Origin of the sequence: Promicromonospora sp. AC04 (assembly GCF_003058225.1) — a bacterium.
In the GTDB taxonomy this organism is placed as follows: domain Bacteria; phylum Actinomycetota; class Actinomycetes; order Actinomycetales; family Cellulomonadaceae; genus Promicromonospora.
Map to the genome: position 1 here is coordinate 486743 of NZ_QBUG01000002.1, position 20134 is coordinate 506876.

At 66.5% G+C, this 20134-nt stretch carries 33 protein-coding genes; all 33 read right to left on the reverse strand.

Annotated elements, in window-relative coordinates; translation table 11 throughout:
* Positions 1-98: 98 nt before the first annotated feature.
* The 33 genes from rpsK to rpsL all read right to left on the reverse strand — a co-directional run bounded on the left by rpsK (position 99) and on the right by rpsL (position 20034).
* On the reverse strand, positions 99-503 hold the full coding sequence (rpsK, locus tag C8K30_RS07645; protein WP_020016139.1) for a 30S ribosomal protein S11: 405 nt from the start codon (positions 501-503) through the stop codon (positions 99-101).
* Positions 504-578: 75 nt separating this feature from the next.
* Positions 579-953, reverse strand: coding sequence for a 30S ribosomal protein S13 (gene rpsM, locus C8K30_RS07650; protein WP_108492286.1), 375 nt, complete (start codon positions 951-953; stop codon positions 579-581).
* Positions 954-1136: 183 nt separating this feature from the next.
* Positions 1137-1250 carry a 50S ribosomal protein L36 gene (rpmJ, locus tag C8K30_RS07655; RefSeq protein WP_003956441.1) on the reverse strand — a complete coding sequence of 38 codons (114 nt, stop codon included), beginning with the start codon at positions 1248-1250 and terminating at the stop codon, positions 1137-1139.
* Positions 1251-1378: 128 nt separating this feature from the next.
* Positions 1379-1600 (reverse strand): translation initiation factor IF-1, encoded by a 222-nt coding sequence (gene infA, locus C8K30_RS07660; RefSeq protein ID WP_020016137.1) that lies wholly within the window; start codon positions 1598-1600, stop codon positions 1379-1381.
* 295 nt (positions 1601-1895) lie between these two features.
* Positions 1896-2357: a hypothetical protein gene (locus tag C8K30_RS07665; protein ID WP_146197380.1), complete on the reverse strand. Its 462-nt coding sequence runs from the start codon at positions 2355-2357 to the stop codon at positions 1896-1898.
* Positions 2358-2411: 54 nt separating this feature from the next.
* A complete protein-coding gene (map, locus tag C8K30_RS07670; RefSeq protein WP_108492288.1) occupies positions 2412-3299 on the reverse strand; it encodes a type I methionyl aminopeptidase in 888 nt (295 codons plus the stop codon).
* A gap of 3 nt (positions 3300-3302) precedes the next feature.
* A complete protein-coding gene (locus tag C8K30_RS07675; RefSeq protein WP_108492578.1) occupies positions 3303-3860 on the reverse strand; it encodes an adenylate kinase in 558 nt (185 codons plus the stop codon).
* A gap of 80 nt (positions 3861-3940) precedes the next feature.
* A complete protein-coding gene (secY, locus tag C8K30_RS07680) occupies positions 3941-5242 on the reverse strand; it encodes a preprotein translocase subunit SecY (RefSeq protein WP_108492289.1) in 1302 nt (433 codons plus the stop codon).
* A 214-nt stretch (positions 5243-5456) separates the two neighbouring features.
* Positions 5457-5909 carry a 50S ribosomal protein L15 gene (gene rplO, locus C8K30_RS07685; protein ID WP_108492579.1) on the reverse strand — a complete coding sequence of 151 codons (453 nt, stop codon included), beginning with the start codon at positions 5907-5909 and terminating at the stop codon, positions 5457-5459.
* Positions 5910-5911: 2 nt separating this feature from the next.
* Positions 5912-6094 carry a 50S ribosomal protein L30 gene (gene rpmD, locus C8K30_RS07690; protein ID WP_020016131.1) on the reverse strand — a complete coding sequence of 61 codons (183 nt, stop codon included), beginning with the start codon at positions 6092-6094 and terminating at the stop codon, positions 5912-5914.
* Complete coding sequence (rpsE, locus tag C8K30_RS07695) at positions 6094-6750, reverse strand: 30S ribosomal protein S5 (RefSeq protein ID WP_108492290.1); 657 nt, start codon at positions 6748-6750, stop codon at positions 6094-6096. Before rpsE ends, rpmD begins: the two co-directional genes overlap by 1 nt.
* A 31-nt stretch (positions 6751-6781) precedes the next feature.
* Positions 6782-7153, reverse strand: coding sequence for a 50S ribosomal protein L18 (rplR, locus tag C8K30_RS07700; protein WP_108492291.1), 372 nt, complete (start codon positions 7151-7153; stop codon positions 6782-6784).
* Positions 7154-7155: 2 nt separating this feature from the next.
* On the reverse strand, positions 7156-7692 hold the full coding sequence (gene rplF / locus C8K30_RS07705; RefSeq protein WP_108492292.1) for a 50S ribosomal protein L6: 537 nt from the start codon (positions 7690-7692) through the stop codon (positions 7156-7158).
* 21 nt (positions 7693-7713) lie between these two features.
* Positions 7714-8112 (reverse strand): 30S ribosomal protein S8, encoded by a 399-nt coding sequence (rpsH, locus tag C8K30_RS07710; RefSeq protein WP_026365832.1) that lies wholly within the window; start codon positions 8110-8112, stop codon positions 7714-7716.
* Between the two features lie 73 nt (positions 8113-8185).
* Positions 8186-8371, reverse strand: a complete 186-nt coding sequence (locus C8K30_RS07715) for a type Z 30S ribosomal protein S14 (RefSeq protein ID WP_021480434.1) — start codon at positions 8369-8371, stop codon at positions 8186-8188.
* Between the two features lies 1 nt (position 8372).
* On the reverse strand, positions 8373-8945 hold the full coding sequence (gene rplE, locus C8K30_RS07720; RefSeq protein WP_020016125.1) for a 50S ribosomal protein L5: 573 nt from the start codon (positions 8943-8945) through the stop codon (positions 8373-8375).
* A complete protein-coding gene (gene rplX / locus C8K30_RS07725; RefSeq protein ID WP_108492293.1) occupies positions 8945-9286 on the reverse strand; it encodes a 50S ribosomal protein L24 in 342 nt (113 codons plus the stop codon). The genes rplE and rplX overlap by 1 nt, the downstream gene beginning before the upstream one ends.
* A 2-nt stretch (positions 9287-9288) precedes the next feature.
* Entirely contained in the window at positions 9289-9657 is a 369-nt protein-coding gene (gene rplN / locus C8K30_RS07730) for a 50S ribosomal protein L14 (RefSeq protein ID WP_108492294.1), read from the reverse strand.
* 136 nt (positions 9658-9793) lie between these two features.
* Positions 9794-10084, reverse strand: a complete 291-nt coding sequence (rpsQ, locus tag C8K30_RS07735; protein ID WP_108492295.1) for a 30S ribosomal protein S17 — start codon at positions 10082-10084, stop codon at positions 9794-9796.
* Positions 10085-10088: 4 nt separating this feature from the next.
* The gene (gene rpmC / locus C8K30_RS07740) at positions 10089-10328 is read right to left on the reverse strand and encodes a 50S ribosomal protein L29 (RefSeq protein ID WP_108492296.1); all 240 of its coding nucleotides are present in this window, start codon (positions 10326-10328) and stop codon (positions 10089-10091) included.
* The gene (gene rplP / locus C8K30_RS07745) at positions 10328-10744 is read right to left on the reverse strand and encodes a 50S ribosomal protein L16 (protein WP_108492297.1); all 417 of its coding nucleotides are present in this window, start codon (positions 10742-10744) and stop codon (positions 10328-10330) included. Before rplP ends, rpmC begins: the two co-directional genes overlap by 1 nt.
* 2 nt (positions 10745-10746) lie before the next feature.
* On the reverse strand, positions 10747-11583 hold the full coding sequence (gene rpsC, locus C8K30_RS07750) for a 30S ribosomal protein S3 (protein ID WP_108492298.1): 837 nt from the start codon (positions 11581-11583) through the stop codon (positions 10747-10749).
* On the reverse strand, positions 11583-11942 hold the full coding sequence (rplV, locus tag C8K30_RS07755; protein ID WP_108492299.1) for a 50S ribosomal protein L22: 360 nt from the start codon (positions 11940-11942) through the stop codon (positions 11583-11585). Before rplV ends, rpsC begins: the two co-directional genes overlap by 1 nt.
* Positions 11943-12009: 67 nt before the next feature.
* A complete protein-coding gene (gene rpsS, locus C8K30_RS07760; RefSeq protein WP_108492300.1) occupies positions 12010-12291 on the reverse strand; it encodes a 30S ribosomal protein S19 in 282 nt (93 codons plus the stop codon).
* 14 nt (positions 12292-12305) lie between these two features.
* The gene (gene rplB / locus C8K30_RS07765; protein ID WP_108492301.1) at positions 12306-13142 is read right to left on the reverse strand and encodes a 50S ribosomal protein L2; all 837 of its coding nucleotides are present in this window, start codon (positions 13140-13142) and stop codon (positions 12306-12308) included.
* A gap of 31 nt (positions 13143-13173) precedes the next feature.
* Complete coding sequence (gene rplW, locus C8K30_RS07770; protein WP_020016115.1) at positions 13174-13476, reverse strand: 50S ribosomal protein L23; 303 nt, start codon at positions 13474-13476, stop codon at positions 13174-13176.
* Positions 13473-14165 (reverse strand): 50S ribosomal protein L4, encoded by a 693-nt coding sequence (gene rplD / locus C8K30_RS07775; RefSeq protein WP_108492580.1) that lies wholly within the window; start codon positions 14163-14165, stop codon positions 13473-13475. Before rplD ends, rplW begins: the two co-directional genes overlap by 4 nt.
* Positions 14166-14170: 5 nt before the next feature.
* Positions 14171-14824 carry a 50S ribosomal protein L3 gene (gene rplC / locus C8K30_RS07780; RefSeq protein WP_108492302.1) on the reverse strand — a complete coding sequence of 218 codons (654 nt, stop codon included), beginning with the start codon at positions 14822-14824 and terminating at the stop codon, positions 14171-14173.
* A gap of 14 nt (positions 14825-14838) precedes the next feature.
* Entirely contained in the window at positions 14839-15147 is a 309-nt protein-coding gene (rpsJ, locus tag C8K30_RS07785; protein WP_019146773.1) for a 30S ribosomal protein S10, read from the reverse strand.
* A gap of 528 nt (positions 15148-15675) precedes the next feature.
* A complete protein-coding gene (gene tuf, locus C8K30_RS07790; RefSeq protein ID WP_108492303.1) occupies positions 15676-16872 on the reverse strand; it encodes an elongation factor Tu in 1197 nt (398 codons plus the stop codon).
* 122 nt (positions 16873-16994) lie between these two features.
* Positions 16995-19097, reverse strand: coding sequence for an elongation factor G (gene fusA / locus C8K30_RS07795; RefSeq protein WP_108492304.1), 2103 nt, complete (start codon positions 19095-19097; stop codon positions 16995-16997).
* A gap of 92 nt (positions 19098-19189) precedes the next feature.
* Entirely contained in the window at positions 19190-19660 is a 471-nt protein-coding gene (gene rpsG / locus C8K30_RS07800) for a 30S ribosomal protein S7 (protein WP_020016110.1), read from the reverse strand.
* Positions 19660-20034: a 30S ribosomal protein S12 gene (gene rpsL, locus C8K30_RS07805; protein WP_108492305.1), complete on the reverse strand. Its 375-nt coding sequence runs from the start codon at positions 20032-20034 to the stop codon at positions 19660-19662. Before rpsL ends, rpsG begins: the two co-directional genes overlap by 1 nt.
* Between the last annotated feature and the right edge of the window lie 100 nt (positions 20035-20134).

A 20134-nucleotide genomic window follows, 5' to 3' on the forward strand; every position in this document is an offset into this window, starting at 1 on the left:
CGGCCGAGCGAATGCTCACCGCGAGCGGTGAGCCGATGTCGCGATCAGGTGGTGACCGCAGCCCCTCGGGCCGCGGTCACCACCTGGCGCAACAAACATCAGACGCGGCGACGCTTCGGGGGGCGGCAGCCGTTGTGCGCCTGGGGCGTCACGTCCTGGATCGAGCCGACCTCGAGGCCGGTCGCCTGGAGCGAGCGGATGGCGGTCTCGCGACCGGAACCCGGGCCCTTCACGAAGACGTCGACCTTCTTGACGCCGTGCTCCTGCGCGCGGCGAGCGGCCGACTCGGCAGCCATCTGCGCGGCGTACGGGGTGGACTTGCGGGAGCCCTTGAAGCCGACGTGGCCGGCAGAGGCCCACGACACCACGGCACCGGACGGGTCGGTGATCGAGATGATCGTGTTGTTGAAGGTGGACTTGATGTGCGCCTGGCCGAGCGGGACGTTCTTCTTGTCCTTGCGGCGCGGCTTGCGGCCGGCGGCGGCGCGAGTCTTGGGAGGCATCTGTTCTGTAATCTCCTGGTCTGATCGGACCGGGGCGGTCTCAGCTCGATGAGCCGACCGCTCCACGGACTGCTATCAGCGGGCCTTCTTCTTGCCCGCGACGGTGCGCTTGGGACCCTTGCGGGTACGCGCGTTGGTCTTTGTGCGCTGACCACGCACCGGCAGGCCGCGACGGTGGCGGATGCCCTGGTAGGTGCCGATCTCGACCTTGCGGCGGATGTCGGCAGCAACCTCACGCCGGAGGTCACCCTCGAGCTTGAAGTTGCCTTCGAGGTAGTCACGCAGCGCAACGAGCTCGGCGTCGCCGAGGTCCTTCACGCGGACGTCCGGGCTGATGCCCGTGGCGGCCAGGGTCTCCTGAGCGCGGGTACGACCCACACCGAAGATGTAAGTGAGCGCAACCTCAAGCCGCTTGTCGCGGGGGAGGTCGACGCCGATAAGACGTGCCATGTGCCTTCCGGCTCCTGTACTGCTCGTCGGAGGTCTACCGCACCGCCATCCCGCGTCTCACGCGGGCCCCGGCCTCCGGACCGAGGGTTCCCCTCCCTGCGGGCGTTGCCCGCTGCGAGAGGTTCGAGGTGGTGCGCTGGTGGTGGCCTCAGCCACCGAACCGGGCGGATGCCCGGGGCGTGATCAGCCCTGGCGCTGCTTGTGGCGCAGGTTGTCGCAGATCACCATGACGCGACCGTGCCGGCGAATCACCTTGCACTTGTCGCAGATCTTCTTGACGCTCGGCTTGACCTTCATCGAGTTTTTCCTCCACCACGCACGTCCGGTCTCCCGGTGCGCACGCAGCAGTGTCGTGGGTGGTCGATCGTGCGGCGACGTCACCTCCGGCAAGGCCGCGAGTGACGTAACCCCGGATCGGGGACTGACTACTTGTAGCGGTAGACGATCCGGCCGCGGGACAGGTCGTACGGGCTGAGCTCAACCACTACACGGTCCTCAGGGAGGATCCGGATGTAGTGCTGACGCATCTTGCCCGAGATGTGCGCGAGAACCTTGTGACCGTTCGACAGCTCGACGCGGAACATCGCGTTCGGCAGAGCCTCGATCACACTGCCCTCGATCTCGATGACACCGTCCTTCTTTGCCATATCCTCCGCTAACTCTCGTCGTGACTGCTTCCACGCCCACGGCACCGCAGGAACCCTGCGAGGCCGACAGTCGGGTGTGGATGTCGTGTGTGTCCGTGTGCCGCCTACCTCGTGTGCCTCGGCCTGCGCCCCGCATGCGCGGGGACCGGCAGGCGCCAATGGCACCCTTTGAAGAACTGGCGGCGTTGAGCGGACTACACCCAGCGATCTATCTTACGTCAGTTCGGAAAGCATTCAAAGCGCAAGGACGACGACGGCGGCCGCGCGAGCCGTGAGCCTCGCCACGGAGGACCGCTCAGAGGTCGTACTCGACCCCGGGGAGGCCCACCATCGTGTGCGGCAGGCTGTTGACGAAGAAGAACAGCATCGGCAGCCAGCCCAGCACGATGCCCAGGCCGAGCGCGACGAGCACCGTGCGCCCGCGCGCGATCCAGAGCCACACGCCGAGCAGCCAGACCACGACGCCGAGCAGCAGGACCGACTCCCACAGCAGGAGCGAGGTGCCGAACCCGAGCACGATGCCGACCCAGAGGAACGGACTGGGCGCGAGGCGACGGCTCCATACGGCGAGCCAGCGCCCGAACCGTTTGAAGCCCCGGCCCACGGCCGGGAGGATCCGCGTGTACCAGGGCCCATGCGCCCGCCCCGGCCCCGCGTGCGCCGGGGCCGCGTAGGTGGTGTCTCCGCGGAGCTTGGTGTCCTCGCCGGACACCGGAGAACCGGAGGCTGCGGGCAGGGTGTGGGCTTCATCGGTCACGGGGCCGATCGTAGCCAACTGACTCGCAGTTAAATAGCCCCCGGGTGAAGTTTCTCAGTCGAGCGCTACCGGCTTCACGCCGAGGACACCGAGGCGCTCCGCTCCCCCGTCGACCGCCGTCAGCACGACTATGCCGTCCTCCATGACCGCCGTCGAGTGCTCCCAGTGCGCCGCACGGGACCCGTCGACGGTGACCACCGTCCAGTCGTCCTCCAGGACGCTGGTGTCGGACCCGCCGCGCGTGATCATCGGCTCGATGGCGAGGCACATCCCGGACCGCAGCCGCGGGCCTGATCCCGATGTCCGGTAGTTGTGCACGTCGGGCGGCTGGTGCATGGCGCTGCCGATGCCGTGCCCGACGTACTCCTCGACGATGCCGTACTCGACGCCCTGGAACTCGCCCGCCAGCTCGACGGCGGCCTCCACGGCCTCACCAACGGCGTTCAGCCGCTTGGCGGACGCCAGGGTCGCGATACCCGCCCACATGGCGGCCTCCGTCGCCCGGACGAGCGCGACGTCGGCGAGGTCCGCGCCCGCGGCGACCAGGTCGCCGTCGGGCAGGGTGTGGTCCAGGGCGCCCTCGGCGCCCAGGACGAACGAGATGGCCGAGTCGCCGTGCCAGCCCTCGATGATCGCGCCGCAGTCGATCGAGACGAGGTCACCCGCGGCGAGCACCCGGCTGCCCGGGATGCCGTGGATGACCTCGTCGTTGACCGATGTGCAGATGACCGCCGGGAAGCCCTGGTAGCCCAGGAACGACGGCGTCGCGCCGGCGGCGTCGATGGTCCTCGCGGCGATCGCGTCCAGGTCGGCGGTGGTCAGGCCGGGCCGGGCGGCCGCACGGACCGCGGCGAGGGTGTCTGCGACCACCAGACCGGCGCGCCGCATGTGGCGCACCTGGTCCGGCGTCTTGTACTCGATCCGCTCCCGGCCGAAGACCAAGAGTCAGCCCAGCTGGGTCGCGAGCGAAGCCACGATGCGGTCGGTGACCTCGGCGATCTCGCCGAGCCCGTCGACCTGCACCAGCAGGTTGCGCTCCCCGTAGGCCGCGGTCAGCGGGGCCGTCTGCTCCGCGTAGATGTCGAGGCGCCGGGTGATGGCTTCCTCGGTGTCGTCGTCCCGTCCCTCTACCTCGGCGCGCTTCGCGATGCGGCTCAGGAGCTCGGCGCGGTCCGCCGTCAGCTCGATGACGCCGTCCAGCTCCCAGCCGAGGCCGGCGAGGATCCCGTCGAGCTCCGCCACCTGGGCGGCGTTGCGCGGGTACCCGTCGAGGATGAAGCCCTGCTTGACGTCGGGCTCCGCGAGGCGGTCGCGGACCATGTCGTTGGTGACCTCGTCCGGGACCAGGTCACCCTTGTTCGTGTACTCCTGCGCAAGCTTGCCCAGCTCGGTCTCCCCCGCGATGTTCGTGCGGAAGATGTCGCCCGTCGAGATCGGGACGATCCCGAAGACCTCAGCGAGGCGGGCTGCCTGCGTGCCCTTTCCCGCACCCTGCGGACCCATGATGACCAGGCGCGTGACCTGGCCCTCCTGGTCCGGACGAGCGTGCAGCTCGCGGCGAGAGGTGGTGTTGGGAGTCTGGCTCAACGGAGGAATCCTTCGTAGTGGCGCTGCTGCAGCTGGGAGTCGATCTGCTTGACCGTCTCCAGCCCGACGCCGACCACGATGAGGATCGAGCTACCGCCGAAGGGCAGGTTGGTGCTGACGCCCAGGAAGACGAGCACCAGCGTCGGGATCAGCGCGATCAGCGCGAGGTACAGGGAACCGGCGGAGGTGATCCGGGTGATCACGAAGTCGAGGTACTCCGCCGTGGGGCGGCCGGCACGGATGCCGGGGATGAAGCCGCCGTACTTCTTCATGTTGTCCGCGACCTCGTCCGGGTTGAACGTGATCGAGGTGTAGAAGAAGCAGAAGAAGATGATCATCAGCGTGTACACCGCGATGTACAGCGGCGACGACTGCTGGACCAGGTTGTTGGAGATCCAGATGACCCACTCGGACGTCTGGTCGCCGAACTGCGCGAGCAGGCCCGGGATGGCGAGGATCGACGCCGCGAAGATCACGGGGATCACGCCGGACATGTTGATCTTGATCGGGATGTACGTGCTGGTGCCGCCGTACATGCGGCGGCCGACCATGCGCTTCGCGTACTGCACCGGGATGCGGCGCTGCGACTGCTCGACGAACACCACGAGGCCGATCACCAGGATGATGACCAGGATCATGATGGTGAAGTTCACGACGCCGTTGGCGCCACCGGCGATCGACCACAGCGACGTCGGGAAGCTCGCGGCGATCGACGTGAAGATCAGGAGCGACATGCCGTTGCCGACGCCGCGCTCGGTGATCAGCTCGCCGAGCCACATGACGAGGCCGGTGCCGGCGGTCATGGTGATGACCATGAAGATCGAGGTCAGGATGGTGTCGTCCGCGATCACCTCGGTCGCCACGGTGCAGCCCTGGAAGAGCAGGCCCTGGCGCGCCGTCGTGATGACAGTGGTGGACTGCAGGATCGCGAGGGCGATCGTCAGGTAGCGCGTGTACTGGGTCAGCTTGGTCTGGCCCGACTGACCCTCCTTGTGCAGGGCCTCGAAGCGAGGGATGACCACGCGAAGCAGCTGCACGATGATACTCGCCGTGATGTACGGCATGATCCCGAGGGCGAAGATCGACAGCTGCAGCAGTGCGCCGCCGCTGAAGACGTTGATCAGGCCGAGCAGAGTGTTCTCTCCCTGCTCACCGATACATTGCTGCACGTTCTGATAGTCCACACCGGGAGTCGGGATGAACGACCCGAGCCGGAAGATCGCCATGATCGCGATCGTGAACAGCAGCTTGCGCCGCAGGTCTGGCGTCCGGAAAGCCCGGCCGAAAGCGCTGAGCACCCTATCCTCCTGGCCCGCCGTTGCGGGATCTCGTGTCGTCGGCAGGACGCCGGCGAGGTGTGTCGAACGTGGGCCAGACCACAACGGTGCGGCCAGACCGTGTCGGATTCTACGTTGCTCACGGGGTCCGGTGGACCACGTTTCGCTCCGGGAATACTCAAGAGAGCACACAGGGCCGGCCGCGCATCACGCGCCGCCGGCCCTGCCAGCTGTCTCAGGCCTCCGAGACCGTACCGCCGGCCGCCAGGATCTTCTCCTTGGCGGACGTCGAGACGCGGTCGACCGCGATCTCGAGCTTGACGGTGATCTCGCCGTTGCCGAGCACCTTCACGGGCTGGCCCTTGCGGACCGCACCCTTCGCGACGAGGTCCTCGACGGTGACGGAGCCACCCTCGGGGAACAGCGCGGAAAGCTTGTCCAGGTTCACGACCTGGAACTCGACGCGGAACGGGTTCTTGAACCCACGCAGCTTCGGGAGGCGCATGTGCAGAGGCACCTGCCCACCCTCGAAGCCTGCGGGCACCTGGTAACGAGACTTCGTACCCTTGGTACCACGACCTGCCGTCTTACCCTTCGAGCCCTCACCGCGACCCACACGGGTCTTCGCGGTCTTGGCGCCGGGGGCCGGACGGAGGTGGTGCATCTTCAGCGGCTTGTTGTCCGCCATGATCACTCGACCTCCTCGACGGCGACGAGGTGCGCCACCGTCTTGACCATGCCACGAATCTCCGCACGGTCCTCCTTCACGGCGGTGTCGCCGATCCGCTTGAGGCCGAGGGTTCGCAGCGTGTCACGCTGGTTCTGCTTGCCGCCGATGGCGGACTTGGTCTGAGTCACCTTGAGTCGAGCCATCACGCACCCGCCTTTGCAGTCGACTCGGCACGACCGGCGGCCTGCGCGCGGAGCAGCGCGGCCGGGGCCACGTCCTCGAGCGGGAGCCCACGACGAGCGGCAACAGCAGCCGGCTCCTCGAGGCCCTGCAGGGCCGCGACCGTGGCGTGCACGATGTTGATCGCGTTCGACGAACCGAGCGACTTGCTCAGCACGTCGTGGATGCCGGCGCACTCCAGCACGGCGCGCACCGGACCACCGGCGATAACACCGGTACCCGGCGAAGCCGGACGCAGGAACACGACGCCGGCAGCGGCCTCACCCTGGATGGGGTGCGGGATGGTGCCCTGGATGCGAGGAACGCGGAAGAAGCTCTTCTTCGCCTCCTCGACACCCTTGGCGATCGCCGCGGGCACTTCCTTGGCCTTGCCGTAGCCGACACCGACGGTGCCGTCACCGTCGCCCACCACGACGAGCGCGGTGAAGCTGAAGCGACGGCCGCCCTTGACGACCTTGGCGACGCGGTTGATGGAGACGACCTTCTCGACGAAGGCGCTCTTCTCCTCGCGCCCTCCACGACGGTCGTCGCGACGTCCGCCACCACGGCGGCCGTCGTTACGGTCCTTGTTCTCGGTGGCGGCACCCTGGGGGGCGCCGCTGCGCTGCCCTGCAGCCATCAGAGAGTCCTCTTCTTCCGTGCGTTGGTCATCACAGGGCCAGACCGCCCTCGCGGGCGCCGTCAGCCACAGCAGCGACGCGACCGTGGTACTTGTTGCCGCCGCGGTCGAACACGACGGTGTCGACGCCGACAGCCTTGGCACGCTCGGCGACGAGCTCGCCGACCTTGCGGGCCTTGGCCGTCTTGTCGCCGTCGAACGCACGCAGGTCGGCCTCGAGGGTCGACGCCGAGGCGACGGTCTTGCCCACGCTGTCGTCCACGACCTGCGCCACCATGTGGCGCGAGGAACGGGTGACGACCAGACGCGGACGAACGGCGGTGCCGGTGATCTTCTTGCGCAGGCGCAGGTGACGGCGCTGGCGAGCGACGGACTTGCCCTTGCCCAGGATCTTGATAGCCATCGTCACTTACCAGCCTTTCCGACCTTGCGGCGGACGTTCTCGCCGGCGTAGCGCACGCCCTTGCCCTTGTAGGGCTCGGGCTTGCGGATCTTGCGAATGTTCGCTGCGACCTCGCCGACCTGCTGCTTGTCGATGCCCGAGACCGAGAACTTGGTGGGGCTCTCGACAGCGAACGTGACACCAGCGGGGGGCTCGATGACAACGGGGTGGCTGAAACCGAGCGCGAACTCGAGGCTCGAACCCTTCGCCACGACGCGGTAACCAGTACCGACGATCTCGAGCTTCTTCTCGTAGCCCTCGGTCACGCCCGTGATCATGTTGGCGATCAGCGTGCGGGTGAGGCCGTGCAGCGCACGGGAGTTCCGCTCGTCGTCCGGACGGGACACCACGAGCTGGGCGTCCTCCTGGGCGACATTGATGGGTGCGGGCACGTTGTGCTCGAGAGAACCCTTGGGGCCCTTCACGGTCACGAGCGCGCCGCTGACAGTGATGTCCACGCCGGCTGGGACCGGAACGGGAAGCTTGCCGATTCGAGACATTGGCGTTTTCTCCTTTCCGGATTACCAGACGTAGGCGAGGACTTCGCCGCCGACGCCCTTGGCCTGTGCCTGACGGTCGGTCAGCAGGCCGGAGGACGTGGACAGGATCGCCACGCCCAGGCCGCCGAGGACCTTGGGCAGTTCGGTGGACTTGCGGTAGACGCGCAGGCCGGGCTTCGAGATCCGGCGCACGCCGGCAAGGGCGCGCTCCCGGTTCTGGCCGTACTTCAGCTCGAGCGTGAGGGACTTGCCCACCTGGGCGTCCTCCACGGACCAGCCGGCGATGTAGCCCTCGGCCTGCAGGATCTCAGCGATGTGCGTCTTCAGCTTCGACGACGGCATGGTGACCGTGTCGTGGTGCGCCGAGTTCGCGTTACGCAGACGGGTCAGCATGTCTGCGATCGGGTCGGTCATAGTCATCGGGCTCTTGCCCTTCCTCGCCGGGGTATCCGAACTGCCTCGTGTGGCTGGACGGACCTACGGCGTAGTTGTGTTACCAGCTGCTCTTGGTGACGCCGGGAAGCTCGCCGCGGTGGGCCATCTCCCGCACGCAGATGCGGCACAGGCCGAACTTGCGGTAGACGGAGTGCGGGCGACCGCACTTCTGGCACCGGGTGTAGGCGCGGACCGCGAACTTCGGCTTGGCGGCCGCCTTGTTGATCAGGGCCTTCTTCGCCATGTCAGTTCTCCTTGAAGGGGAAGCCGAGACGGCGCAGCAGAGAGCGGCCCTCGTCGTCGGTCGTCGCCGTCGTCACGACCGTGATGTCCATACCGCGGACCCGGTCGATCTTGTCCTGGTCGATCTCGTGGAACATCGACTGCTCCGTGAGACCGAAGGTGTAGTTGCCGTGGCCGTCGAACTGCTTGGGCGACAGGCCGCGGAAGTCGCGGATACGCGGCAGAGCGGTGGACAGCAGGCGGTCGAGGAACTCCCACATGCGGTCGCCGCGGAGCGTGACGTGCGCACCGATCGGCATGCCCTCGCGCAGCTTGAACTGCGCGATGGACTTACGAGCCTTGGTGACCTGCGGCTTCTGACCGGTGATCGCCGAGAGGTCGCGGATCGCGCCCTCGATGAGCTTCGAGTCCTTGGCCGCGTCGCCGACACCCATGTTCACGACGATCTTCGTGAGACCGCCGGCCTGGTGCAGGTTCTTGTGGCCGAACTCCTCGATCAGCGCCGAGAGGATCTCCTCGCGGTACTTCTGCTTGAGGCGCGGCTGGGCCGGGGCCTCGATGGTCGTCTCGGTCATCAGATGTCCTTCCCGGAGCGCTTCGCAACGCGGATCCGGACGGTCTTGGTACGACCGTCGCGCTCCACCTGCTCGACTCGGTACCCGACGCGGGTGCCCTTCTTGGTCTCCGGGTCGACGATCATCACGTTGCTCACGTGGATCGGCGCCTCGACCGTCTCGATGCCACCGGTGCGGGTGCCGCGCTGCGACTGACCCACCTTGGTGTGCTTCGTGACTCGCTGAACACCCTCGACCACGAGGCGGTCGGAGTCCTTGAGGACCTCGAGCACGCGGCCGGTCTTGCCCTTGTCGCGACCCGAGATCACGATGACCTGGTCGCCCTTCTTGATCTTCGCCATGGTCAGAGCACCTCCGGAGCCAGCGAGATGATCTTCATGAACCGCTTGTCACGCAGCTCGCGACCCACCGGGCCGAAGATGCGGGTGCCGCGCGGCTCGCCGTCGGCCTTCAGGATGACGGCGGCGTTCTCGTCGAACTTGATGTAGGAACCGTCGGGACGGCGGCGCTCCTTGGCGGTCCGGACGACGACGGCCTTGATGACGTCGCCCTTCTTCACGTTGCCGCCCGGGATTGCGTCCTTGACGGTGGCGACAATGGTGTCGCCGATTCCGGCGTAGCGACGGCCGGAGCCACCGAGAACGCGGATGCAGAGAATCTCCTTGGCACCCGTGTTGTCGGCGACCCGAAGTCGCGACTCCTGCTGGATCATTTGAGTGAACTCCTGTCGTCGAACTGGTTCTCGCGCGGACTGTTTCCGGCGAGCCTGGCCGAACGGATAGTTGCTGTGCTGGCCGGGACGGCACGCGTACGTGTGTCACGCACCGTCCCAGCCGGGATAGAAGTCCTTACTTGGCCTTCTCGAGGATCTCCACGAGCCGGAACCGCTTGGTAGCGGACAGCGGGCGGGTCTCCATGATGACGACCAGGTCGCCGATGCCGGCGCTGTTCTGCTCGTCGTGTGCCTTGACCTTCGTGGTGCGACGGATGACCTTGGCGTAGAGCGGGTGCTTAACCCGGTCCTCGACCTCGATCACGATGGTCTTGTCCATCTTGTCGCTCACCACGTAGCCACGGCGCACCTTACGCGTCGCGCGCTGGGCCTCGGGGGCCGCAGCGGCAGTCGTGTTGTCGCTCATTGCCTCACTCACTCACGCTCGGAGCCGTACGGATGCCGAGCTCGCGCTCACGCAGGATCGTGTAGATCCGGGCGATGTCACGACGCACGGCCTTGAGACGACCGTGGCTCTCGAGCTGGCCGGTCGCCGACTGGAAGCGGAGGTTGAACAGCTCCTCCTTGGCTTCCTTCAGCTTGGCGACGAGAGCCTCGTCGTCCATGCCATCCAGGTCGATGGGGGCAAGCCCCTGCGTACCGATAGCCATCAGACACCACCCTCGCGCACCACGAAACGGCACTTCATCGGGAGCTTGTGCATCGCGCGGCGCATGGCCTCACGTGCAAGGGACTCGTCGACACCGGCCAGCTCGAAAAGGATCCGGCCCGGCTTGACGTTGGCGACCCACCACTCCGGCGAACCCTTACCGGAACCCATGCGGGTCTCGGCAGGCTTCTTCGTCAGCGGACGGTCCGGGTAGATGTTGATCCACACCTTGCCGCCACGCTTGATGTGGCGAGTCATTGCGATACGCGCCGCCTCGATCTGGCGGTTGGTGACGTACGCCGGCTCCAGAGCCTGGATGCCGAAGTCGCCGAACGCGATCTGGGTACCACCCTTGGCCGCACCGGAGCGCGACGGGTGGTGCTGCTTGCGGTGCTTGACCCTGCGCGGGATCAGCATGGTCAGGCCTCCGTTCCGGTCTCTGCGGCCGGAGCAGCAGCTGCCTCCGCCGCGGGGGCGGACTCGGCGCTGCGCTCGGCCGGACGCTCGTTGCGACGACCGCCGCGACGCTCGCCGCCGCGCTCGCCACGCTCAGGACGCTCGCCACGGCCACGGCCCTGACGGGGCGCGGCTGCAGCCTGCTGAGCGGCGAACTCCTTCTCGGTGGTCTCGCCCTTGTAGATCCACACCTTCACGCCGATGCGGCCGAAGGTGGTGCGGGCCTCGTAGAAGCCGTAGTCGATGTACGCCCGGAGCGTGTGCAGGGGCACGCGGCCCTCGCGGTAGAACTCCGAACGGCTCATCTCGGCGCCGCCGAGGCGGCCGGAGACCTGCACGCGGATGCCCTTCGCGCCGGCACGCTGGGCGGACTGCATGCCCTTGCGCATCGCACGACGGAACGAGACACGGCTGGCCAGCTGCTCGGCAATGCCCTGAGCAACGAGCTGCGCGTCGATCTCCGCGTTTTTGACCTCGAGGATGTTGAGCTGAACCTGCTTGCCCGTGAGCTTCTCGAGCTCACCGCGGATGCGGTCGGCCTCAGCACCTCGACGGCCGATCACGATGCCCGGACGCGCCGTGTGGATGTCCACGCGGACGCGGTCGCGGGTGCGCTCGATCTCGACCTTGGAGATGCCGGCACGCTCGAGGCCAGTGCCCATGAGCTTGCGGATCTGCACGTCCTCACGGACGTAGTCGCGGTACCGCTGACCGGGCTTGGTGCTGTCGGCGAACCAACGCGACCGGTGGTCGGTGGTGATGCCGAGGCGGTACCCGTGCGGGTGAACCTTCTGTCCCACTATCGGGCCCCTTCCTTGTCGGCGAGCACCACGGTGATGTGGCTGGTGCGCTTGAGAATGCGCGTTGCACGTCCCTGAGCCCGGGGGCGGAAACGCTTGAGCGTCGGCCCCTCGTCCACGAGCGCGACGGAGACGAACAGGTCGCCCTCGTCGAAGCGCTCGCTCGCGCGGTCGGCCTTCACCCGAGCGTTGGCGATCGCGCTCTCCACGACCTTGCGGATCGGCTCACTGGCGGCCTGCGGTGCGAACTTCAGCACCGCGACGGCCTCAGAGGCCTGCTTGCCACGGATGAGGTCCACGACGCGCCGGGCCTTCTGGGGCGTGACACGGACGAACCGCGCCTGCGCCTTGGCTTCCATTGCTGTCCTGCTTCCTTTTCTCAGACAGTCCAGGTCATCACTGCTGTGGTGAGGAGAACCCCACGCCTCAGCGGCGACGACCCTTCCTGTCGTCCTTCACGTGGCCGCGGAAGGTCCGCGTGGGAGCGAACTCGCCGAGCTTGTGGCCGACCATCGCCTCGGTCACGAAGACCGGGACGTGCTTGCGACCGTCGTGCACGGCAAAGGTGTGACCGAGAAAGTCGGGCGTGACTACCGACCGACGGGACCAGGTCTTGATAACTGTCTTGGTCCCCTTCTCGTTCTGGACGTCCACCTTCTTCTGCAGGTGGTCGTCTACGAAGGGGCCCTTCTTCAGGCTACGAGGCATGTTTCAGGCTCCTATCAGCGCTTCTTGCCGGTACGACGGCGACGGACGATCATCCGGTCGCTCGACTTGTTCGGACGGCGGGTACGACCCTCGGCCTGGCCCCAGGGGCTGACCGGGTGGCGTCCACCGGACGTCTTGCCTTCACCACCACCGTGGGGGTGGTCCACCGGGTTCATGGCGACGCCACGCACGGTCGGGCGCTTGCCCTTCCAGCGCATGCGGCCGGCCTTGCCCCAGTTGATGTTCGACTGCTCGGCGTTGCCGACCTCGCCGATCGTCGCGCGGCAGCGCAGATCGACGTTCCGGATCTCGCCGGACGGCATGCGCAGCTGCGCGTACGGGCCGTCCTTGGCAACGAGCTGCACGGACGCACCAGCCGAACGGGCGATCTTCGCACCGCCGCCGGGCCGGAGCTCGATGGCGTGGATGACCGTACCGGTCGGGATGTTGCGCAGCGGCAGGTTGTTGCCGGGCTTGATGTCGGCGCCTGCACCGGCCTCGATGCGGTCGCCCTGCGACAGCTTGTTCGGCGCGATGATGTAGCGCTTCTCGCCGTCGGCGTAGTGCAGGAGCGCGATGCGCGCCGTGCGGTTGGGGTCGTACTCGATGTGAGCGACCTTCGCAGGCACGCCGTCCTTGTCGTGACGACGGAAGTCGATGACGCGGTAGGCGCGCTTGTGGCCGCCGCCCTTGTGACGCGTCGTGATACGACCAGTGTTGTTACGGCCACCAGTCTTGCTCAGCGGGCGGATCAGCGACTTCTCCGGCTGCGAGCGCGTGACCTCGACGAAGTCGGCGACGCTGGAGCCGCGGCGGCCGGGCGTCGTCGGCTTGTACTTACGGATTCCCATGGAAACCTGTCCTCAATCGTCTCTCGTCAGCTCAGCCGACCGGACCGCCGAAGATGTCGATCGTGCCCTCGCGGAGGGTGACGATCGCACGCTTCGTGTCCTTGCGCTTGCCGAGGCCAAAACGCGTGCGACGCGTCTTGCCCTTGCGGTTAATCGTGTTCACCGACGCGACCTTGACGCTGAAGACCTTCTCGATGGCGATCTTGATCTCGGTCTTGTTGGCGCTCGGGTCCACGATGAAGGTGTACTTGCCCTCGTCGAGAAGGTTGTAGCTCTTCTCGGAGACGACCGGCGCGAGCAGGATGTCGCGCGGGTCCTTCACGGTGACGCTCACTTGGCGGTCTCCTCAGCGGTCTCGGCCTCGGACTCCGTGGCGACAGCCTTCGCACCCTTGGTCGGGCCCTCGAGGAACGCGGCAAGCGCACCCTCGGTGAAGATGACGTCGTCGGAGACGAGCACGTCGTAGGTGTTCAGCTGGTCAGCGACCAGGAGGTGCACCTCGGGCACGTTGCGAAGGGACTTGACCGTGGCCTCGTCGTCGCGCAGGGTCACGACGAGCACGTGCGCGCGCGCCGTCAGCGTCTTGATCGTGGCGAGCGCCGTCTTGGTCGACGGGACACCCTCGATGCCGAAGCCGGCAACGACGTGCACGCGACCGTTACGAGCGCGGTCCGAGAGCGCACCGCGCAGCGCGGCGGCCTTCATCTTCTTCGGGGTGCGCTGGTCGTACGAGCGCGGCTGCGGGCCGTGGACAACGCCACCACCGGCGAACTGCGGGGCGCGCGTCGAACCCTGGCGGGCGCGGCCGGTGCCCTTCTGCTTGTACGGCTTGCGCCCACCACCGCGGACTTCACCGCGGGTCTTGGTGGAGGCCGTACCCTGGCGCGCCGCGGCGCGCTGCGCAACGACGACCTGGTGGATCAGCGGGATGTTCACGGCGACGTCGAACACCTCAGAGGGAAGCTCGGCGGTGCCGGACTTCTTGCCCTTGGCGTCCAGGACGTCGACAGTCAGAGCGGTCATCGGGTTCACGCTCCCTTCGCGGCGTTACGCACGAGGACGACGCCACCCTTGGGGCCGGGAACCGCGCCCTTGACGAGCAGCAGACCCTTCTCGACGTCGACCGCGTGAACGGTCAGGTTCTGGGTGGTCTGACGGGCGTTACCCATCCGACCGGCCATCTTCATGCCCTTGAAGACTCGCGACGGCGTCGAAGCGCCACCGATCGAGCCGGGCTTGCGGTGGTTGCGGTGCGCACCGTGCGAGGCGCCAACACCGTGGAAGCCATGACGCTTCATGACGCCGGCGGTGCCCTTGCCCTTGGTGGTACCGACCACGTCGACCAGAGCGCCGGCCTCGAAGGCGTCGGCAGTGATCTCCTGGCCGAGCGTGAACTCGTCAGCGTTCTCGGTGCGGATCTCGGCCACGTGACGACGCGGCGTGACGCCGGCCTTCTCGAAGTGGCCCTTGAGGGGCTTGGTGACCTTGCGGGGGTCGACCTGGCCGGTTGCGAGCTGAACAGCTGCGTAACCGTCGGCGTCCACCGTGCGGATCTGGGTCACCACGTTGGTGCCCACGGAGACCACGGTCACCGGCACGAGGCGGCCTGCCTCGTCCCAGAGCTGGGTCATACCGAGCTTGGTCCCGAGCAACGCGGTCACGTTCTTCTGCTGGTTGGTCATGATGTCCTCCAGCCTCAGAGCTTGATCTCGATGTTCACGTCCGCCGGCAGGTCGAGTCGCATGAGCGAGTCGACGGCCTTGGGCGTGGGATCGATGATGTCAATGAGCCGCTTGTGCGTACGCATCTCGAAGTGCTCGCGGCTGTCCTTGTACTTGTGAGGCGACCGGATCACAACGAAGACGTTCTTCTCCGTCGGCAGCGGCACCGGACCCACGACCGTCGCACCAGCGCGAGTGACCGTGTCGACGATCTTGCGCGCCGAACTGTCGATCACCTCGTGGTCGTAGGACTTGAGCCGGATGCGGATCTTCTGTCCCGCCATGGCGTCGTCTGACTCTCTCTCTCGAACCGCTACTGTCCGACCCACGCACTCGGGCGTGTCGCTTAAAGCGGCACAGCCGGGCGCAGAACACCATTGCTGGTGCCGGGGCCGTTGGGAAGTGATCTTGTCCTGGCTGTACAGCCGGGACCGACCACGACGTTTGCCGAGCCTGCTCGGAACAGTGCCTCCGGAAATCCGAAGGATGTGTGCTCCGCGGGGCGCCCTGTACACATCGAACAGCAGGCGATAAACCCCGCGACCCCTCACCCGGTTTCTCCCCGGGAGGGTGACCGCTCCAGCCTCTGCTGATCCCGAGCGAGCCGGGACCAAGGACTGCGGTTCTGCACACTGTTCGACACTTGAAAGAGCACGCCTGTGACAGGCAACTATGCAATCTTGCCATACGACTGGGCATGTACCAAACGGAGGATGGTGTGATGCCCACTACTACGCGATGAGGCCCGGATGCCGAAGCACCCGGGCCCCATCGTTCAGCTGACTTCCGTCAGACGAGTCTGTGCTCCAGGATCACTTGAGGATCTTGGTGACACGGCCTGAACCGACCGTGCGGCCACCCTCGCGGATGGCGAAGCCCAGACCCTCCTCCATGGCGATCGGCTGGATGAGCTCGACCGTCATCTCGGTGTTGTCGCCGGGCATGACCATCTCGGTGCCCTCGGGCAGCGTGATGACGCCGGTGACGTCCGTGGTGCGGAAGTAGAACTGCGGACGGTAGTTCGAGTAGAACGGGTTGTGACGGCCACCCTCGTCCTTGCCCAGGATGTAGACCTGAGCCTCGAAGTTCGTGTGCGGGGTGATGGAACCCGGCTTCACGACGACCTGGCCGCGCTCGACGTCCTCGCGCTTGATGCCACGCAGGAGCAGACCGGTGTTGTCGCCGGCCTGCGCCTGGTCCATCTGCTTGTGGAACGTCTCGATGCCCGTGACGGTGGTCTTCTGCGGGACGCGGATACCCACGATCTCGACATCGGAGTTGATGTCCAGGGTGCCACGCTCGACCTTACCGGTGACGACGGTGCCACGACCGGTGATCGTGAAGACGTCCTCGATCGGCATGAGGAAGGGCTTGTCGAGGTCCCGCACCGGCTCCGGGATGTTCTCGTCGACGGCGTCCATCAGCTCGACGATCTTCTCGACCCACTCCGGGTCGCCCTCGAGAGCCTTGAGGCCCGAGACGCGGATGACCGGGGCGTTGTCGCCGTCGAACTCCTGCGACGACAGCAGCTCACGGACCTCCATCTCGACGAGCTCGAGGATCTCCTCGTCGTCGACCATGTCGGACTTGTTGAGCGCCACCATCAGGTACGGCACGCCGACCTGACGGGCGAGCAGCACGTGCTCACGCGTCTGGGCCATCGGGCCGTCGGTGGCGGCAACCACCAGGATCGCGCCGTCCATCTGGGCGGCACCGGTGATCATGTTCTTGATGTAGTCGGCGTGACCCGGGGCGTCAACGTGCGCGTAGTGGCGCTTCGGCGTCTCGTACTCGATGTGCGCGATGTTGATCGTGATACCGCGCTGCTTCTCCTCCGGCGCGGCGTCGATCTCGTCGAACTTGCGCACCGTGTTTGCCGGGAGCTCCGGGTACTTGTCCGCAAGCGTCTTCGAGATCGCCGCGGTCAGCGTCGTCTTACCGTGGTCGACGTGACCGATCGTGCCGATGTTGACGTGCGGCTTGGTCCGCTCGAACTTGGCCTTAGCCACTGGGGTCCTCCTGGGACTTGGGTAGATGTTCCGAACGTTGCAGATGCTCGGCCAAGAAGCCTACAACTGCGGGGCGTGCGGTTTTTCCTACAGGTTGGTTGTGCGGGTCGACCTGTGGGGACTCACTCGCCCCGGGTCTTCTTGATGATCTCTTCGGCAACCGCCTTGGGAACCTCGGCGTAGCTGTCGAACTGCATCGAGTACACCGCGCGACCCTGGGTCTTCGACCGAAGGTCACCGATGTAGCCGAACATCTCGCTGAGCGGCACCTGGGCGCGAACGACCTTGACGCCGGTCGCGTCCTCCATGGACTGGATCATGCCACGTCGAGAGTTGATGTCGCCGATCACGTCGCCCATGTACTCCTCGGGCGTACGCACCTCGACGGCCATGACCGGCTCGAGCAGGACAGGGTCGGCGCGCTTGACGCCTTCCTTGAAGACCATCGAACCGGCAATCTTGAACGCCATCTCCGAGGAGTCGACGTCGTGGTACGCACCATCGATCAGCGACGCCTTGACGCCGACGACCGGGAAGCCTGCCAGCACACCCTGCTGCATGGCCGACTGGATACCAGCGTCCACCGACGGGATGTACTCGCGCGGGATGCGGCCACCGGTGACGGCGTTCTCGAACTCGTAGAGCTCGCCCTCCGTCGTCTCCAGCGGTGCGAAGGTCACCTGGACCTTGGCGAACTGGCCGGAACCACCGGTCTGCTTCTTGTGCGTGTAGTCGACCTTCTCCGCGACGCGGCGAATGGTCTCGCGGTACGCGACCTGCGGCTTGCCGACGTTCGCCTCGACCTTGAACTCGCGACGCATGCGGTCGACGAGGATGTCGAGGTGGAGCTCGCCCATACCGCCGATGACGGTCTGGCCGGTCTCGTCGTCCAGCCGCACGCGGAAGGTCGGGTCCTCCTGCGCGAGCTTCTGGATGGCGGTCGACAGCTTCTCCTGGTCGGCCTTCGTCTTCGGCTCGATGGCCACGTCGATGACCGGCTCCGGGAAGCTCATCGACTCGAGGATGACCTGGTTCGCCGGGTCGCACAGGGTGTCACCGGTGGTGACGTCCTTGAGCCCGATGAACGCGTAGATGTGGCCCGCGTGAGCTTCCTCGACCGGGTTCTCCTTGTTGGAGTGCATCTGGAAGAGCTTCCCGATGCGCTCCTTCTTGCCCTTGGTCGAGTTCTGCACAGCGGCGCCCTGCGCGACCTTGCCCGAGTAGACGCGGACGTAGGTCAGCTTGCCGAAGAACGGGTGCGTGGCGACCTTGAACGCGAGGGCCGAGAACGGCTCCGTCTCGTCCGGACGACGCTCGATGATCTTCTCGGCGTCCTTGACGTCGTGGCCCTGGACGGCCGGCACGTCGAGCGGCGACGGGAGGTAGTCGATGACGGCGTCGAGCATGGGCTGGACGCCCTTGTTCTTGAACGCCGAGCCGCACAGGACCGGGAAGGCCGCGGAGGTGATGACGAGCTTGCGGATACCGCTCTTGATCTCGGGGATCGTGAGCTCTTCGCCACCCAGGAACTTCTCGAGCAGCTCGTCGTCGGCCTCGGCGACGGCCTCGATGAGCTGAGCGCGGTACTGCTCAGCCTTCTCGACCATGTCGGCCGGGATGTCCTCGACCTCGTACTCCTCGCCCATCTTGGTGTCGCCGCGCCACGTGAGCGCCTTCATCTCGATGAGGTCGACGACGCCCTCGAAGTCGTTCTCAGCACCGATCGGGAGCTGGATGACGAGCGGCTTCGCCTTGAGGCGGTTGATGATCGTGTCGACGGTGAAGTAGAAGTCGGCACCGAGCTTGTCCATCTTGTTGACGAAGCAGATGCGCGGGACGTCGTACTTGTCCGCCTGGCGCCAGACCGTCTCGGACTGGGGCTCGACACCCTCCTTGCCGTCGAACACGGCAACCGCGCCGTCGAGCACGCGGAGCGAACGCTCCACCTCGACCGTGAAGTCGACGTGGCCCGGCGTGTCGATGATGTTGATCTGGTTGTTCTTCCAGTAGCAGGTCGTCGCGGCGGACGTGATCGTGATGCCGCGCTCCTGCTCCTGCTCCATCCAGTCCATCGTCGACGCACCGTCGTGCGTCTCACCGATCTTGTAGTTCACACCCGTGTAGAACAGGATGCGCTCGGTCGTCGTGGTCTTTCCGGCATCGATGTGGGCCATGATGCCGATGTTGCGGACCTTGTTCAGGTCGGTCAGCACGTCGAGTGCCACGGTGTCTTACCCCTTGGTCTGAAGGTGGGCTGGGGGCCGGCGGTTATGCGTCCACCGACGGCCCCGGGGTCACCGGGGCCGCTCGGAAGCTACTACCAGCGGTAGTGCGCGAAGGCCTTGTTGGAGTCGGCCATCTTGTGCATGTCCTCGCGGCGCTTGACCGCGGCACCGAGACCGTTCGACGCGTCGAGGATCTCGTTCATGAGGCGCTCCGTCATCGTCTTCTCGCGACGAGCGCGGGAGAAGTCGGTGAGCCAGCGCAGCGCGAGCGTGGTGGCACGCGTCGGGCGCACGTCGACCGGCACCTGGTAGGTGGCGCCACCGACGCGGCGGGAGCGCACCTCGAGAGCCGGACGGACGTTGTCGAGCGCGCGCTTGAGCACCACGACAGGGTCGCCGTCGGTCTTGGCACGGACGCCCTCGAGGGCGCCGTAGACGATCGCCTCGGCGGTCGACTTCTTGCCGTCGAGCAGGACCTTGTTGATCAGCTGCGTGACAACCGGGGACCCGTAGACCGGGTCGACGATGAGCGGCCGCTTCGGGGCCGGACCCTTGCGGGGCATCAGCTCTTCTCCTTCTTGGCGCCGTACTTGCTCCGACCCTGCTTGCGACCCTTGACACCCTGGGTGTCGAGCGCGCCGCGGACGATCTTGTACCGCACGCCCGGGAGGTCCTTAACACGGCCGCCACGCACGAGCACGATCGAGTGCTCCTGCAGGTTGTGGCCGACGCCGGGGATGTACGCGGTGACCTCGGTACCGGAGGAGAGCTTCACGCGCGCGACCTTACGGAGCGCCGAGTTCGGCTTCTTGGGGGTGGTGGTGTACACGCGAGTGCACACACCGCGCCGCTGAGGGGAGGCATGAAGGGCCGGCGTCTTGGACGCCGTGACCTTCGAGGTGCGCCCCTTGCGGACGAGCTGCTGGATCGTAGGCACTACGTCTCCGTCGTCTTCTTGAGCTTCGGCGACGCCCTGCCGGCGTCCCCGTCAATGGTTCTGGCTTGTGCGTGCCGATTGCATGCGGCACCCACAGCCC